At 68.9% G+C, this 15,274-nt stretch carries 14 protein-coding genes; 2 read left to right on the top strand and 12 right to left on the bottom strand.

What is annotated here, in order from left to right; genetic code table 11:
* Positions 1-361 precede the first annotated feature (361 nt).
* Positions 362-2,248, bottom strand: a complete 1,887-nt coding sequence (locus ACLF6J_RS05625; RefSeq protein ID WP_134353263.1) for an ABC transporter ATP-binding protein — start codon at positions 2,246-2,248, stop codon at positions 362-364.
* 77 nt (positions 2,249-2,325) lie between these two features.
* The gene (locus tag ACLF6J_RS05620; protein ID WP_134353264.1) at positions 2,326-2,532 is read right to left on the bottom strand and encodes an AsnC family protein; all 207 of its coding nucleotides are present in this window, start codon (positions 2,530-2,532) and stop codon (positions 2,326-2,328) included.
* A gap of 73 nt (positions 2,533-2,605) precedes the next feature.
* Between ACLF6J_RS05620 and ACLF6J_RS05615 the strand changes: the two genes are divergently transcribed.
* Positions 2,606-3,637, top strand: a complete 1,032-nt coding sequence (locus tag ACLF6J_RS05615) for an LD-carboxypeptidase (protein ID WP_244093620.1) — start codon at positions 2,606-2,608, stop codon at positions 3,635-3,637.
* Here ACLF6J_RS05615 and ACLF6J_RS05610 read toward each other — a convergent pair whose 3' ends face one another.
* From ACLF6J_RS05610 to ACLF6J_RS05590, 5 genes are all read right to left on the bottom strand, one after another.
* Positions 3,638-5,098: an MFS transporter gene (locus tag ACLF6J_RS05610; protein WP_047523171.1), complete on the bottom strand. Its 1,461-nt coding sequence runs from the start codon at positions 5,096-5,098 to the stop codon at positions 3,638-3,640.
* Positions 5,099-5,244: 146 nt separating this feature from the next.
* Complete coding sequence (locus ACLF6J_RS05605; RefSeq protein ID WP_134353266.1) at positions 5,245-6,993, bottom strand: glycoside hydrolase family 35 protein; 1,749 nt, start codon at positions 6,991-6,993, stop codon at positions 5,245-5,247.
* A 77-nt stretch (positions 6,994-7,070) separates the two neighbouring features.
* On the bottom strand, positions 7,071-8,432 hold the full coding sequence (locus ACLF6J_RS05600; protein WP_134353267.1) for an ABC transporter substrate-binding protein: 1,362 nt from the start codon (positions 8,430-8,432) through the stop codon (positions 7,071-7,073).
* A 67-nt stretch (positions 8,433-8,499) separates the two neighbouring features.
* The gene (locus tag ACLF6J_RS05595) at positions 8,500-9,390 is read right to left on the bottom strand and encodes a carbohydrate ABC transporter permease (protein WP_052193637.1); all 891 of its coding nucleotides are present in this window, start codon (positions 9,388-9,390) and stop codon (positions 8,500-8,502) included.
* Between the two features lies 1 nt (position 9,391).
* Positions 9,392-10,300 (bottom strand): carbohydrate ABC transporter permease, encoded by a 909-nt coding sequence (locus tag ACLF6J_RS05590; protein WP_134353268.1) that lies wholly within the window; start codon positions 10,298-10,300, stop codon positions 9,392-9,394.
* 159 nt (positions 10,301-10,459) lie between these two features.
* On the opposite strand from ACLF6J_RS05590, the gene ACLF6J_RS05585 reads away from it, so the two are divergent.
* Positions 10,460-11,446 (top strand): LacI family DNA-binding transcriptional regulator, encoded by a 987-nt coding sequence (locus tag ACLF6J_RS05585; RefSeq protein WP_134353977.1) that lies wholly within the window; start codon positions 10,460-10,462, stop codon positions 11,444-11,446.
* Between the two features lie 13 nt (positions 11,447-11,459).
* Here the strand turns inward: ACLF6J_RS05585 and ACLF6J_RS05580 are convergent, their stop codons facing one another.
* From ACLF6J_RS05580 to ribD, 5 genes are all read right to left on the bottom strand, one after another.
* Positions 11,460-11,813 carry a Fe-S protein gene (locus ACLF6J_RS05580; protein WP_134353269.1) on the bottom strand — a complete coding sequence of 118 codons (354 nt, stop codon included), beginning with the start codon at positions 11,811-11,813 and terminating at the stop codon, positions 11,460-11,462.
* A gap of 175 nt (positions 11,814-11,988) precedes the next feature.
* A complete protein-coding gene (gene ribH, locus ACLF6J_RS05575) occupies positions 11,989-12,462 on the bottom strand; it encodes a 6,7-dimethyl-8-ribityllumazine synthase (protein WP_134353270.1) in 474 nt (157 codons plus the stop codon).
* The gene (gene ribA / locus ACLF6J_RS05570) at positions 12,459-13,727 is read right to left on the bottom strand and encodes a GTP cyclohydrolase II (protein WP_131493450.1); all 1,269 of its coding nucleotides are present in this window, start codon (positions 13,725-13,727) and stop codon (positions 12,459-12,461) included. The genes ribH and ribA overlap by 4 nt, the downstream gene beginning before the upstream one ends.
* Entirely contained in the window at positions 13,724-14,353 is a 630-nt protein-coding gene (locus tag ACLF6J_RS05565) for a riboflavin synthase (RefSeq protein WP_134353271.1), read from the bottom strand. Before ACLF6J_RS05565 ends, ribA begins: the two co-directional genes overlap by 4 nt.
* The coding region (gene ribD / locus ACLF6J_RS05560; protein ID WP_421076841.1) for a bifunctional diaminohydroxyphosphoribosylaminopyrimidine deaminase/5-amino-6-(5-phosphoribosylamino)uracil reductase RibD at positions 14,353-15,274 on the bottom strand (922 nt) is incomplete at its 5' end. The genes ribD and ACLF6J_RS05565, both read right to left, overlap by 1 nt.

Genomic DNA, 15,274 nt, shown 5'->3' with positions numbered 1-15,274 from the left:
ACCCGCGAAGGCGGGACATCAGAGACGAACCCATGGCTGAGTGGTCTCCGACGTCCCGCCTTCGTGTCGTCCGCCCCTCCTGTTCATCCACACCCCTCCGCAGGGACGCCAGGAGACGGGGGTGTGGACGCTGGACGGGGGTGTCGGCGCCAGCCTTCGTGTCGTCCACCCGCCTTCTCGTCGATGCCCCTCCTGCTCGTCCACACCGCTCCTGCTTGTCGATGCCCCTCCTGCTCGTCCACACCCCTCCGCAGGGACGCCAAGAAACGGGGGCGTGGACGCTGGGCGGGGGTGTGGACGCTGGGCGGGGGTGTCGGCGCTGGGTGTCGGACGCGGACCCGGGGCGGGGGCGGGGTGCCCGTCAGGCGAGCAGCTGGTGGCGGGCGAGGTCGCGGTAGAGGGGCGTCGACTCCACGAGCTCCGCATGCGTTCCCTGGCCGACCACGACGCCGTCCTGCAGCACCACGATCAGGTCGCTGTCCACCACCGTAGAGAGGCGGTGCGCGATCACGATGAGCGTGCGGTCCGTGGACACGGCGTCGATGGCCTCGCGCATCCGTTGCTCGTTCACGCCGTCGAGGGAGGATGTCGACTCGTCGAGCAACAGGATCGGGGCGTCCGTGAGTAGTGCGCGGGCGATCGCGAGGCGCTGGCGCTCGCCGCCCGACAGCATCACGCCGTCCTCGCCCACGGGGGCCTCGATGCCGAGCGGATTGCGCTCGAGCACATCGCCCAGGTTCACGGCGCGCAGCACGCGTTCGCAGTCGGCATCGGTCGCGTCGGGGGATGCGAGTCGCAGATTCTCGGCGAGCGTGCCCGCCAGCGTCGGCGCGTCCTGCTCGACGTAGCCGAAGTGGGCGCGCAGGTCGTCGCGCGGGTAGGTGCGGGCATCATGGCCGTGCACGCGGATCGACCCTCCGGTCGGGTCGTAGAACCGCTCGATCAGCGACAGGATCGTGCTCTTGCCCGCGCCACTGGGCCCGACCAGGGCGACGCGGGAGCCGTGCGGGACGGCGAACGACACGCCGCGGAGCACCTCGTGGTCCTGTGGGGCGTCGGCAGCATCTTCGGTGGATTCCAGGTGGGCGTCCGCGAGCAGGGATCGCGCCTCCTTCGCCGCCGCCTGGCGGGCGGCCACCACGTTCGCGGGGTAGTGGAAGCGCACGTCACGGAACTCGATCGCCGGGGCATCCGCCGCTGCGGCCTCACGCGGCAACGAGGCGGCGATCTTCTCGTCGTCCTGCGACTCGGTGGGAAGATCGAGCACTTCCTGGATGCGCCCGAGCGCGCCGAGCGCCTGGTTCACCGAGGTGATCGCCCCGAAAGTGGTCGCCAACGGCATCACGAGCAGGAAGAGGAACATGATGAACGAGATCAGCGACGCGATCGTGACGGCACCGGCGGCGACGCGGAACCCGCCCACGCCGAGGACCACCAGAAGCGAGAGCTGCAGAGCGATGCCGGAGACCGGGACCACCAGCGAGGAGATCTTGGCGATGCGCACGCCGATGCCGTAGGTCTCGGAGGCGAGCGTCGTCACGGTGTCCGCTTCGCGCTCAGTAGCTCCCGAGGCGCGGATGGTGCGGATCGAGCCGATCGCCCGCTCCACGCCGGACGCCAGCTCGCCGACCTTCATCTGCTGGGCGGTCGAGGCCGTGCGGATCCGGCCGCTCAGCAGCACGACGACCGTGACCGAGAGGCCGATCACGAGCACGATCATCAGCAGCAGCACGGGGTCGATCACGAGCATCGCGATCAGGGCGCCCAGGAACAGGACGGCACTGCCGACGGCGTCCGCGAGCCCCTGGGTGAGGACGGCGTAGAGCAGAGTCGTGTCGGTGCCCACGCGCGAGACGAGGTCGCCGGTCCGGCGGGCGTCGAACTCGGAGGTGGGCAGATGCAGGATGCGCGCGATGAGCTTGCGCCGGCTCGAGTACACGACCGCGGTTCCCGTGCGCTGCAGCAGATAGTGCTGGAAACCGGAGATGATCGACGACACGATCACGAACCCGACCAGCAGCCACACGAGGATCCCGATCCCGGCATCGGACTGCACCGCTTCGATGACCTGTCCCACGAGCAGAGGTTGCACGAGCGAGGTCGCGGCACCGACGACGCTGAGCACCGCGACCACGATCAGCGTGTGCTTGTGCTCGAACAGGAAGGGGAGGAGCTGGCGGAAGGTGGCGCGCGGGCCTTCGGGCTGCGCGCCCCGTCCGCGGCGGCGTGCTGTCGCCGAACCGGACATGCGGGACCTCTATCTGGAGATGGTACTTCGACCGTACTTCGTGCGTGGACGAATCCTATGGAGGGGCTGTATGCGGATCAGAAGCGGCCGAATCGCCGATGCGCGGCCTGCTTGCTCACGCCGAGGGCGCTGGCGATCGCCTGCCAGGAATATCCGAGGTTCCGTGCGCGGCGCACGTTGGCCTCCTCGGCGCGGGCGATTTCCGTGCGCAGCTCGGCGAGTCTGTGCAAGGCGGCCAGCGGCTCGCTTCCGTCGTCCTGTGCGATCGCGGTCGGCATTGTCATGATGTCCTCCTGCGTCAATCATCGTTGACGCGGTACGCGCTGTCAATATATGTTGACGTGCCAGACTGGGCGGATGCTGTCCGCACCCCGCCTCACCCCGGGAGACCGTGTCGCGGTCCTCTCCCCGTCATTCGCTGCACCGGCCGTCGCACCGGACCTGCATGCACAGGCGATGCACCGGCTCGAGGACCTCACGGGGCTGATCCCGATCGAGTATCCGACCACGCGTGAGCTCGGCGCGAGTCCACAGGCGCGCGCCGCCGACGTGAACGCGGCGTTCGCCGACCCGAGCATCCGTGCGATCCTCGCCACGATCGGCGGAGACGACCAGCTCCTCGTCGTCCCGCACCTCGACCCGGCGCTGCCCGTGGCCGACCCCAAGCCGTTCGTCGGGTACAGCGACAACACGAACATCCTCAACTGGCTCTGGGGCCTCGGGGTTCGGGGCTACTACGGCGGCTCGACCGCCGTGCATCTCGGGCCCGGACCGTTCGTCGACGACATCCACCTGCGCTCCCTGCGTGCCCTGCTCCTGACCGGTGGTGTGCTCGACATCACCGAGCCGGGCGAGTCGGAAGACGTCGGGCGACGGTGGCACGACCCCCGGGCGCTCCTCGAGTTCGGCGACCGCGTCCCGACCGAGCCGTGGGCCTGGGCAGGGCCCGCATCACGGGTGGAAGGCGTGACCTGGGGCGGCTGTCTCGAGGTGATCGACGGCCTGGCCTTCGCCGACCGGCTGCCGCGCGCGGCGGACCTGGAAGGAGTTGTCCTGCTGCTCGAGACCAGCGAGGAGCGGCCGTCCGCGGGCTGGGTGGCCCGGTGGTTGCGCGGACTGGGGGAGCGCGGCATCCTCGCGGCTGCGGCAGCCGTGGTCGTCGCCCGCCCGCCCGTGAGCGACTTCGAATACCACCCGTCTCACGCCGAGGCTGCAGCGCTGCGTGCGGCGCAGCGGGATGCAGTGATCGACGTCGTGAGCCACTACAGCCCCGACGCCGTGATCTGTGTCGGCCCGCCGTTCGGGCACACCCGACCGCAGTGGATCCTGCCCTACGGCGGGACGATGATCGTGGACGGCGCTGCGCGCACGATCACCGCCGCGTACTGATCAGAGCTCGACGGCGGCGGCGACGCCGAGGTCGCCGTCGTAGTCGTGGTCCTTCGTCTCCGGGCTCAACAGCAGCGCGATGAAGGTCAGGACGCCCATGGCCGACAGGTACAGGCCGACCAGCCACGGGGCGCCGTCGCCGAGCGCCCACAGCCACAGGGCGATCAATGGGGCCACGGCCGCACCGAGGATGGAGGACACGTTGTAGGCGATCGCCGATCCCGTGTACCGCACGTTGGTCGGGAAGAGCTCCGGCAGCAGCGCGCCCATCGGACCGAACGTGGCCCCCATGAGCAGGAACCCGAACACGAGGAACGCCTGGGCGAGCGCACCGGTGAACTTCGGGTCGACCGCGGGGAGGAGGAACGTGTTGAAGGTGAAGCCGAAGACGATGATCGCCCCGGTCACCCACAGCAGCAACTTCCTGCGGCCCACCGCATCGGCGATCGGGCCGGACAGGAGCGTGAAGATGCCGAAGAACACCACGCCGATGATCTGCATCAGCACGAAGTCGGTGTATCCGAAGCCGAGCCCCGGGTAGAACTGCGCCGCGAATTCGCTCGGGTCGAAGGAGGCACCGGTCGCCTCTGCTGCAGCTTTCGCCGCGGCCGAGGCGGTCTCCAGCGATGCGGGCTTGGTGCCGTACGCGAGCGTGAAGTTGGTCATCAGGTAGAAGAGCACATACGTCGCCAACATGATGAACGTGCCGAGGATGAGCTGCTTCCAGTGGTGACGGAACACGGTCGCGAGGGGAAGCTTGCGGATCGCGCCCTTCGTCTCGGCCTTCTTGAAGGTGTCGGACTCGACGAGCTTGAGCCGCACCCACAGGCCGATGATGACCATCACCGCGGAGAACAGGAACGGGATGCGCCAGCCCCACGCCAGGAACGCCTCGGACTTCAGGGCCGGGTTCTCGGAGTGTGGCAGCAGCCAGTTGATCGTGAGGAAGAGGAAGTTGGCGATGATGAAGCCGAGCGGGGCGCCCAGCTGAGGGAAGGTGCCGTACCAGGCGCGCTTGCCCTTCGGGGCGTTCTCCGTGGCCACCAGCGCCGCGCCGGACCACTCGCCGCCGAGCGCGAAGCCCTGCGCGAGACGCAGGATGAGCAGCAGGAGCGCCGCCCACCAGCCGATCTGCTGGAAGGTCGGCAGCAGCCCGATCACGAAGGTCGCGATGCCCATCGTCAGCAGCGACGCCACCAGCGTGGCCTTGCGGCCGAACTTGTCGCCGAAGTGTCCGAAGACCACGGCGCCGATCGGGCGGGCCACCATCGCGGCGCCGAAGACCGCGAACGAGGAGAGGAGCGAGGTGGTGTCGTTGCCCGTGGGGAAGAACAGCACCGGGAAGACGAGCACGGCCGCCGTGGCATACGCGTAGAAGTCGTAGAACTCGATCGTGGTGCCGACCAGGCTCGCGGTGATGACGCGCGAGCGGGGATTCGCGGGCGCAGTGGCAGTACTCATGACGCTTCTCCGATCAGCCCCGGTCTGCCGGGGACCTGGGCGAGTTTACGCCTTCCTGAGTGTTGCCTGTGTGCGCCGCGACCCGTTCGAGTCGCGCAGACGGATGCATCTGCGTACCGGATGCAGCCGTCTGCGCGATTCGAGGGTCACTCCTCCGTGGCGCCGAGCGACGGGGAAGGAACGAAAGCGGCCCGGCGCTCGATGAGCTGCTCGAGCTCCAGGACGACGAGGCGATTCGTCCCGGCGACGGTGGCGGGGGCGGGCACGTAGAGCGTGCGCTGCGGTCCGTTGCGCCAGTAGCGGCCGAGGAAGAACCCGTTCACGAACGCGTAGCCCTTGCTCCAGCTCGCGGTGTCGAGGAAGAGATCGGCGCGGGCATCCAGCTCGAACTCGGCGGTCCATGCGGTCGGACCATCTCCGGCAGCTGTTGCCTCGGCGTCCGCGACAGCGTTCCTCCCGATCCCCGCGGCGATGGCGGCGACGTCCAACGGCGTGGAGCGCCATCCGCTCAGCGGTGCCCCGTCGAGGGTGACCGCCCCGATGAGTCCCTTCTCCTCGCCGAGCCGGTGGTCGTAGTTCACCCGCCCCTGGTCCTCCACCAGGATGCTCAGGGTGCGGCCACCGGGGATCCGGATCGCGCGGTCGTGGCGGGTGCGGGAGATCGTGCCGACCGTGCGCCCGTCGACACTGACCCAGCCCAGGTCCCGGAGTTCATCGACGAGGAGCACCCCGCCGTTGCCGTGGGGGAGGTCGACGTCGTAGCGCATCAACGCGCTCTGGTGTCCGAGCGCATCGAAGGTCTCGGGGTGGGCCGTCGGTTCCGCCGATCCCGCGGTCGTCGTCCAGGCACCTCCGGCGACGAGGGGGACCTCGAGCGCGGGGGCGGGGGTCGCGCTCGCGGGCAGCTCGTCCGGCACGGGCGCATGGCGCGCGATCACGTCGCGGAAGGCGAAGAACTTCTCCGTCGGGTTGCCCGCCTCGTCGAGCGGGGCGTCGTAGTCGTAGGAGGTCACGAGCGGCAGATAGCGTCCCTTGTCGTTCGCGCCGTTCGTGAGTGCGAAGTTCGTGCCGCCGTGGAACATGTAGATGTTGACCGAGGCACCGGCGGACAGGAGCGCATCCAGGTCGGCGGCCGTGGTCGCGACGTCCGTCGTGTGGTGCACGCCGCCCCACCAGTCGAACCATCCGTCCCAGAACTCCGAGCACATCAGGGGGCCGGTGGGCTGATGCCGGCGCAGCGTTGCGAGGCGCTCGGTGCTGCGCGAGCCGAAGGACCCCGTCTTGTGCAGCCCGGGGAGACTCCCGTTCGTCAGCATCCGGTCGACCGGCTGGTCGACGGTCGTCAGCGGCACCGTGATCCCGGCCTCGCGGGTGACCGTGACCAGCGTCTCGAGATACGCCGCGTCGGAGCCGTAGGCTCCGTATTCGTTCTCGATCTGCACGAGCACGACCGGACCGCCGCGATCGATCTGGCGCGGTCCGACGATGTCGTACACGCGGCGGAGGTACGCGCTCACCTCCACGAGGTACTCCGGTGCCGAGGAGCGCAGCTCACCCGTGCCCCCGGTGAGCCAGACCGGCAGCCCGCCGTTGTGCCACTCCGCGCAGATGTACGGACCGGGGCGGACGATCGCGTCCAGACCCTCCGCGTGGATCAGGTCGAGGAAGCGCCCGAGATCGTTCCATCCACTCGCGTCCCACTCGCCACGTCGAGGTTCGTGCGCGTTCCAGGCCACGTACGTCTCGATCGTGTTCAACCCCATCAGTCGGGCTTTGCGGATGCGGTCCTGCCACTGATCCGGGTGCACGCGGAAGTAGTGGATCGCGCCGGAGATGACCTGGTGCGATCGTCCGTCGCGGAGGAAGTCGGTGTCACCGAGGGAGAAGGAGGTCACGAGTCGTGGTGCTTTCGATGAGGCGAGCTGTGCCGATCCCGTGACGGGGGATCCGGGACCGGCACAGCTCGCGGGTATTACTTGTTGACGGTGAAGCCCTGCGCGTTGCCGTACTCGACCAGCGCGTCCTGCCAGGCGGTCAGGCCGTCGTTCAGATCGGTGCCGTTCTGGTACGACTGGCCGACGGTGTCGCCGAAGATGCTGTTCGCGTACACCTGGTAGGGCAGGTAGTTCCAGCCTTCGACGACGTCATCGGCCGCGGCGGCGAGCACCTCGTTGATCTTCTGGCCGCCGAAGTACTCGGGAGCGTCGGAGAGGAACTCCTCGCTGGACAGCTCGGCGGTCGTGGACGGGAACCCGCCGCTCTCGAGGAAGATCGAGATGCTCTCCTCGGAGTTGTTCAGCCACCACAGGAAGCCGGCCGCCAGCTCGGGGTTCTCGCTCTGCGTCGTGACGGCCTGGCCGCCACCGCCGTTCTCCGCGCTCGCCGGGGTGCCGTCATACGTCGGCATGGGGGCGACGCGCCAGTCGCCTGCGCCGTCGGGTGCGCCCGAGATGAGGTTTCCGGGCATCCAGGCGCCGATCACGAGGCTGGCGAGGCTGCCGTCGCCGAGGGCACGGAACCACTCGTCGCTCCAGCTGCCGTAGGGCGCGATCAGGTCCTCCTCGACGAGGCGGTTCCAGTTCTCGGTCCACTTCTTCGAGCCCGCGTCCTGCAGGTCGATCGTGACGTCGGTGCCCGAGGTCTCGAACGGCTTTCCGCCGGCCTGCCAGATCATCGAGGTCGCGAAGCCCGCGTCCCCGGCGTCGTTGGTGATGTACGCGTCGGGGTTCGCCGCGTGGATCTTCTTGGCGGCCTCGTAGTACTCGTCCCACGTGGTGGGCACCGCGACACCCGCGGCGTCGAACACGGTCTTGTTGTAGAACAGGGCCATGGGGCCGGAGTCCTGCGGCAGACCGTAGATCGCGTCGCCGTTCGTGACGGAGTTCCAGGTCGAGGCGGTGTAGTCGTCCTCGAAGTCGGCGAACCCGTAGGCCGAGAGGTCGGCGAAGGCGTCGGTGAGGGCGAACTGCGGGAAGGCGTAGTACTCGATCTGCACGACGTCGGGGGCGCCGGAGCCCGCCTTGATCGCGTTCTGCAGCTTGGTGTACTCCTCGTTGTTCGTCCCGGCGTTGACCAGATTGACGGTGACGTTCGGGTACTCCTTCTGGAAGGCCTCGACCTGCGCCTGGGCGGACGGGGTCCAGGACCAGTACGTGATCTCGCCGCCCTTCTCGAGGGCGGCTTCGACGGCGTCGAAGGAGCCGGAGCCCGCATCGGTGCCGGAACCGGAGTCGGTCGTGCCGCCGGTGCTGCAGCCGGCCAGCGCCAGTGCTGCCACGGTTCCGGCGGCGAGCACGGCGAGGCTGCGCCGGGTCGGTGAGGGAAGGTGCTTCATTGCTGTGTCCTTTCGGGAGGTGCGGTCCAGCATCGGATCGCGGGGGCGTTGCAGAAGATGCGGGGAGCTATTGCTTGACGCTTCCCGCGGTGAGACCTGACTGCCAGAAGCGCTGCAGCAGCAGGAAGGCGATGACGATCGGGATGATCGTGAGGAGCGAGCCCATGATCACGAGGTTGTAGATCGGCTGGGATCCCGCGCCGATGGCCTGAGCACTCCACTGGTTCAGGCCGACGGTCAGGGGGTACCAGGCGGGGTCCGACAGCATGATCAGCGGCAGGAAGTAGTTGTTCCAGGTGGCGACGACCGTGAAGAGCGCGACCGTGACGATGCCCGGGGCGAGAAGCCGCATCGAGATCGTGAAGAACGTCCGGAACTCGCCGGCTCCGTCGATGCGTGCGGCCTCGAGGAGTTCGGTCGGCACCGATTCGGAGGCGAACACCCAGATCAGGTAGAGCCCGAACGGGCTGATGAGCGAGGGGATGATCACGGCCCAGGGCGTGTTCGTCAGCCCGAGCTCGCTGAAGAGCAGGAAGGTCGGCACGGCCAGTGCCGTACCCGGCACCGCCACGGCGCCGAGGACCACGGCGAACACCGCGCGCCGCCCGGGGAAGCGGAACTTCGCGAGTCCGTAGCCGGCCATCGTGGCGAGCAGTGTCGCACCGCCGGCGCCGACCACCACGTAGAGCAGGGTGTTGCCCAGCCAGCGGAGGAAGATGCCGTCGCGGTAGGAGAACGTGGCGACGAGGTTGTCGAAGAATGCGAAGTCGTCGGCGAACCAGAGGCCGAAGGAGCTGAAGAGTCCGGCCTGCGTCTTGGTCGAGCTGAAGAGCAGCCACACCAGCGGGACGAGCGTGTACAGCGCGTAGATGACCATCACGATCAGCAGCGTGTTGGACTTGCGGGGCTTCAGCGGATCGTCGCGTCGGCGCGAGGGGCGGGCGAGGGGGAGTGCCATGTCAGCGCACCTCCGATGTCGAGCCGCGCAGCTGCACGACGTAGGCGATGACGGCCGTGATCACGCCCATGATGATGGCGATCGTCGCGGCGTAGTTGAACTGCTGACCGGCGAACGACAGGTTGTACGCGTACATGTTCGGGGTGAAGAACGTGGTGATCACGTTCGGAGCCAGCGGGCGCAGGATGTTGGGCTCGTTGAACAGCTGGAAGCTGCCGATGATCGAGAAGATCGTCGCGATCACGAGCGCCCCGCGCACGGAGGGGATCTTGATGGAGAAGATCGTGCGCCAGGCGCCCGCGCCGTCCAGGGCGGCCGCCTCGTACATGTCGGTCGGGATGGTCTTGAGCGAGGAGTAGAAGATCAGCATGTTGTAGCCGACGAACTCCCAGGTGACGATGTTGCCGATCGAGACGAGCATCCATTCCTTGGCGAACGGCGTGATCGCGTCGATGCCGAGGAAGTCGTTGATGTTGCTGGTGAGGCCGAACTGGTCGCCGTAGATGTAGCCCCACATGAGGACCGCGACGACGGCGGGAACCGCGTAGGGGAGGAAGATCAGGATGCGGAAGAACGACGCTCCGCGCAGGCGTGCGCTGTCGAGGGCGAGGGCGGCGCCGAGCGCGAGGAGGAGCATGATCGGCACCTGCACCACCAGGAAGATGAGCACGCGGCCGAACGCCTCCCAGAACTGCGGGTCGGTGAGCGCGCGGACGTAGTTGTCCAGGCCGACGAAGGCGGTTCCGCCGATCAGCTTCTCCTGGAAGAAGCTGAGATACAGCGCGTAGGCGAGCGGTGTCAGGAACACCAGGGCGAACACGACCATGAACGGGCCGACGAAGGACCAGCCCTTCCAGTCGCGCCGTCGGACGCCGGGGGCGCCCAGGGGTGCGGGGATTTCAGTCGTCATCGACGAGTCCTTCTTACGATCCGGGCGCTTGCTGCGCCGTGTGTCAACGTCAACATATTCGATGGACTGCTAGTGTGTCAACGTCAACACATGAGGGGATGGGTGATCGTGAGCCCAGAGCATCCGACCGAGACGTCGACGCGTCGTCGTGAGCCCTCCATGGAGGACGTCGCCCGGGAGGCCGGAGTCTCAGGGCAGACCGTGTCCCGCGTCGTGAACGCCCGGGGCTACGTCGGTGCGACCACCCGTGAGCGCGTCGAAGCCGCGATGCACCGTCTCGGCTACCGGCCCAACAGCGCGGCGCGTGCTCTGCGATCAGGACGCTTCCGCACCATCGGCGTCGTGATGTTCTCGTTCAGCTCGTACGGAAACCAGCGCACGCTCGACGCGATCGCGGTGCGCGCCGCCCAGCTCGGCTATGCCCTCACCCTCATCCCGGTGGAGTCGAGTGCCGGTGAGACCGTGGCCGGTGCGTTCCGGAGGCTCGAAGAGCATGCCGTCGACGGCATCATCATCGTGATCGAGGCGCACCAGCTCGACGAGGCCGACATCGAGATCCCCGAGGCCCTCCCCGTCGTGTTCGTCGACTCGAACCGCGGCGAGACCCATCCGTTCGTCGACACGGATCAGGCGCAGGGTGCCCGCTTGGCGACCGAGCACCTGCTCGAACTCGGCCACGAGACCGTCTGGCACGTCGCCGGTCCCGCCCGTTCCTACTCCGCGGAGCGACGCAGGGAGGCCTGGAGGGAGACGCTGGAGCAGCACGGGCGTCGCGTGCCGGAGCCGCTGCCGGGGGACTGGTCCGCCGCTTCGGGTTACGAAGCCGGTGTCGAACTGCGCGAGCGCGGCGAGGTCACTGCCGTCTTCGCCGCGAACGACCAGATGGCGATCGGTGTGCTGAGGGCCTTTCGCGAGGTCGGCCGCGAGGTGCCGGGCGACGTCAGCATCGTCGGGTTCGACGGGCTGCCCGACGCTGCACAGCTGTGGCCGCCCCTGACCACCGTGCAGCAGCACCCGGAACGCGTGGGAGCCCTCGCGGTGGACGCGCTGCTCGCCGAGCTCGACGGCACCGGACGTCAGCAGACGCCGCTCGTGAGCTGCGAACTCATCGTGCGCGCGAGCACGGCACCTCCGCAGAAGCGCTGAGGAGAGCTGCCGGTCAGCGCCAGATGACGGCGAGACCCGCGTTCAGGAGCGCCAGGATGCCGATCAGCCAGAAGACGGCGGGCGGCACAGCGGCGCCGCGCTTCTGACGGGCGGAGCCGATGCCGAGCAGGGCGCCGATGATCAGCAGCACGACCAGCTTGACGCCGATCTTGACGTAGTTGAGCGGATGATCGATACCCCACGGTGCGGCGAGAGCGAGGCCGGCGACACCGGCGATGGCGAGGCCGTAGTCCATGATCTTCGTGATCTGGCCCTTGCCCCCGAATGCCTGCGCCGCCCAGGCGCCGAAGAGCACGGCGAATCCGATGAGGTGGACGAACAGCACGATGTGACGGAGGGTCTCCATGGCTTCACCGTACGAGTGCGGCGCCCTTCTGCGCTAGCAAGGGCAGGCTGACCTCAGGCACGGGCTATCGACGTGCGCCTGTGTTCACCTGTCGGGAGATTGCACGGAAGTCGGGCGGAAACGTCGGTCTCGCCCCTTCGCCCGGTCATTCTCCCGACAGGTGCACGCGCCCGCCTCAGCCGCGCAGCTCCCGGGTCACGAGGGCGGTGCGCAGGGCAGCGTCCGCAGCTTCGGCGCCCTTGTCCTCCTTCGAGCCTTCGAGGCCCGCGCGGTCGAGTCCCTGCTGCTCGTCGTCGAGGGTCAGCACACCGAACCCGACCGGCTTGCCGGCATCGAGCGCGACCCGGGTGAGGCCGTCGGTGGTCGCCGCCGACACGTACTCGAAGTGAGGGGTCCCGCCGCGGATGATGACGCCCAGCGCGACGACCGCATCCGCACCACCGGCGAAGGCCGCCTGCGCAGCGATCGCGAGCTCGAAGGATCCGGGCACGCGTACCAGTCGGTGCGTGGCCTGCGCCGCCGACAGCACACGCTCGGCTCCGGCGATCAGGCCGTTCGAGATCGTCTCGTGCCACGTGCCGGCCACGATCACGACATTCAGTCCCCGCCCGTCGATGTTGCCGGTCTCGGGTGCTCCTGCGCCGCTCATTTCTCGTCCTCTCCCGTGGCGAGAGCTTCTGCGAGCTCTGCTTCGCCGATGATGTGACCCATCCGGTCACGCTTGGTCTCCAGGTACTGGTGGTTGTTGGGCCCGACGCCGACGATCAGCGGTACCTGCTCGACGACGTCGAGGCCGAGTTCGCGCAACTGTGCGACCTTGTCGGTGTTGTTCGTCAGGAGGCGCACCTTCGACACACCCAGGTCGGCGAGGATCCCGGCCGCTGCCGCGTAGTCACGGGCGTCGGCGGGCAGACCCAGCGCGAGGTTGGCGTCGACCGTGTCGAGCCCCTCTTCCTGCAGGCTGTACGCGCGCAGCTTGTTGATGAGCCCGATCCCGCGCCCCTCGTGCCCGCGCATGTAAATGACGACGCCGCTCTCCTTCTCGATCGCGTCGAGGGCGGAGTCGAGCTGCGGACCGCACTCGCACTTCAGCGACCCGAACGCCTCACCCGTCAGGCACTCGGAGTGCACCCGCACGAGCGCCGTCTCGCCGGGCTCACCGGAGACGACGGCGATGTGGTCGGTGCCGGTGATGCGGTCCTTGTACGCCAGGAATCGGAAGCTGCCGTGGGTCGTCGGCACCGTGGCGTCGGCGCGCAGGCTCACGCGACGACCGCGGTGCGCGCTCGGCGTCGCGCCGTCGGGGTCGATCTCGTTGAGGTGGTCGATGAGCTGTTCGATCGTGATGACCGGCACCCCGTCGCGGGCGCCGAGTTCGATCAGGCCCGGAAGGCGCATCATGCTGCCGTCCTCCGCGACGACCTCGGCGATCGCTCCGACGGGGCGGAGCCCGGCCAGCTTCATCAGCTCGACAGCGGCCTCGGTGTGCCCGCTGCGCTCGCGCACGCCGCCGTCCACGGCGCGGAGCGGCAGGACGTGTCCGGGGCGGATGATGCTGGTCGACGTCGACTCCGGATCCGACAGCACGTTCAGGGTGTGTGCGCGATCATGCGCGCTGATGCCGGTCGTGACGCCCTGGGCGGCGTCGACGCTGACGGTGTATGCGGTGGAGCGGGCGTCTTCGCTGGCGGCGACCATCGGCGGCAGGTTCAGGTGATCGGCGAGGTCGGCGGGCATCGGGGCGCAGATGAATCCGGACGACCAGCGCACGGTCCACGCCACCCACTCGGGGGTGGCGAGCTCTGCCGAGAGGATGACATCGCCTTCGTTCTCACGGTTCTCGTCGTCGGCGACGAGGACGGGTCGCCCGGCGCGCAGTGCGTCCAGGGCCTCGGCGATCGTGGAAAGGCTCATCGAGAGCCTCCTTCCGGTGCGGCGCGGAACGCGAGCAAGCGCTCGACGTGCCGGGCGAGGATGTCGGTCTCCAGGTTCACGCGGTCCCCGACGGCGCGGACGCCGAGGGTCGTCGCGGCCAGGGTCTCCGGGATCAGCGAGATCTCGAACCACGGGGAGGGGTCGGCGGGGGCGCTGACGGCGCTGACGGTCAACGAAGTGCCGTCGACCGAGATCGACCCCTTGTCGACGACCAGCGGCGCGAGGTCGGCGGGGAGGCTGATGCGCAGCACGCTCCACTCGACCCCCGGGCGCACCGCGAGCACGTCGCCGGTGCCGTCGACATGGCCCTGGACGATGTGACCGCCGAGCCGGGCGCCGACGGGCATGGCCTTCTCGATGTTCACCCGGGTGCCGACCGTCGCCGACCCGATGGCCGAGACGTCGAGCGTCTGCTTCATCACGTCGGCGTCGAAGGTGTCCGCTGTCGAGCCGACCACGGTCAGGCAGACTCCCGAGACGGCGATCGACTCGCCGTGCACGGCATCCGCGGTGGCTCGGGGGGCGCGCACGGTCAGGCGCCAGCCGTCTCCGGACGGGGCGATCGCGGTGATCTCGCCCATCTCCTCGATGATTCCGGTGAACATCAGGCGGCTCCTTCGTGCTGCGGGTCTTCGTGCTGCGGGTCGGTCTCTTCCACGGGGTGTGCGATCGCGAGGAGGTCGCCCCCGAGGGGCACCCACTCGTCGATGGTGAGGCGCCGGGCCTCGGTGAGGGAACCGACCCCGATGTCGGTCAGCGCGAGTCGCCGGCCGCCGAGCAGCACGGGCGCGATGTACGCGAGGATGCGGTCGGCGAGCCCGGCCGCGAGGAAAGCGCTGGCGAGGGTCGGACCGCCTTCGACGAACAGGCTCTGCACACCACGGGAATGCAGATCGGCCAGGATCGCGTGCAGATCATGGGTGTCGAAGAACAGCGGCGTGTGGGGATGCCGACGCACTGCGGCATCGTCCGGAGTGACCCGCGCGCCGATGACCACCGGGATCGGCTGGTGGGGCAGCAGGGCGTCGCCGTCGCGGGCGGTGAGGGAGGGGTCGTCGGCGAGCACGGTGCCGGTGCCGACCGCGATGGCGTCGGCCTCTCCACGGCGTCGGTGCACATCGGCGCGCGCCTCCGGGCCCGTGATCCACATGCTCGAACCGTCGTCCGCAGCGGCGCGCCCGTCCAGACTCTGCGCCCACTTGACCGTGACGTGCGGGCGTCCGAGCCGCTGCGCGGTGAGCCACCCGTCGATCACGGCGTGCGCGGCCTCGGCCTGTTCTCCCGACTCGACGTCGACCCCGGACGCACGCAGCCGATCGGCCCCGCCACCGGAGACGGCGCCCGGGTCGTCGAGTGCGTAGACGACGCGGGCGATGCCGGCCTCGATCAGCGCGACGGCGCACGGACCCGTGCGGCCGGTGTGGTTGCAGGGTTCCAGGGTGACGACGGCCGTGGCGCCGCGGGCCTCGAGGGGGTCGAGCTTCGAGAGCGCGTCGACCTCGGCGTGCGGGGTGCCGGCACCCCGG

The sequence above is a fragment of the Microbacterium sp. IO18 genome (assembly GCF_049099505.1).
In the GTDB taxonomy this organism is placed as follows: Bacteria; Actinomycetota; Actinomycetes; order Actinomycetales; family Microbacteriaceae; genus Microbacterium; species Microbacterium aurugineum.
Note: the sequence above shows the minus strand (reverse complement) of the source record. Positions and strands in the feature narration are given on the sequence as shown.

What these genes read in the sequence shown, in the direction of transcription:
- ACLF6J_RS05565 (WP_134353271.1), bottom strand. Translation starts at nt 14,353, where the DNA reads ATGTTCACCGGAATCATCGAGGAGATGGGCGAGATCACCGCGATCGCC.
- ribH (WP_134353270.1), bottom strand. Translation starts at nt 12,462, where the DNA reads ATGAGCGGCGCAGGAGCACCCGAGACCGGCAACATCGACGGGCGGGGA.
- ACLF6J_RS05590 (WP_134353268.1), bottom strand. Translation starts at nt 10,300, where the DNA reads ATGACGACTGAAATCCCCGCACCCCTGGGCGCCCCCGGCGTCCGACGG.
- ACLF6J_RS05585 (WP_134353977.1), top strand. Translation starts at nt 10,460, where the DNA reads ATGGAGGACGTCGCCCGGGAGGCCGGAGTCTCAGGGCAGACCGTGTCC.
- ACLF6J_RS05610 (WP_047523171.1), bottom strand. Translation starts at nt 5,098, where the DNA reads ATGAGTACTGCCACTGCGCCCGCGAATCCCCGCTCGCGCGTCATCACC.
- ACLF6J_RS05595 (WP_052193637.1), bottom strand. Translation starts at nt 9,390, where the DNA reads ATGGCACTCCCCCTCGCCCGCCCCTCGCGCCGACGCGACGATCCGCTG.
- ribA (WP_131493450.1), bottom strand. Translation starts at nt 13,727, where the DNA reads ATGAGCCTTTCCACGATCGCCGAGGCCCTGGACGCACTGCGCGCCGGG.
- ACLF6J_RS05625 (WP_134353263.1), bottom strand. Translation starts at nt 2,248, where the DNA reads ATGTCCGGTTCGGCGACAGCACGCCGCCGCGGACGGGGCGCGCAGCCC.
- ACLF6J_RS05600 (WP_134353267.1), bottom strand. Translation starts at nt 8,432, where the DNA reads ATGAAGCACCTTCCCTCACCGACCCGGCGCAGCCTCGCCGTGCTCGCC.
- ACLF6J_RS05620 (WP_134353264.1), bottom strand. Translation starts at nt 2,532, where the DNA reads ATGACAATGCCGACCGCGATCGCACAGGACGACGGAAGCGAGCCGCTG.
- ACLF6J_RS05580 (WP_134353269.1), bottom strand. Translation starts at nt 11,813, where the DNA reads ATGGAGACCCTCCGTCACATCGTGCTGTTCGTCCACCTCATCGGATTC.
- ACLF6J_RS05615 (WP_244093620.1), top strand. Translation starts at nt 2,606, where the DNA reads ATGCTGTCCGCACCCCGCCTCACCCCGGGAGACCGTGTCGCGGTCCTC.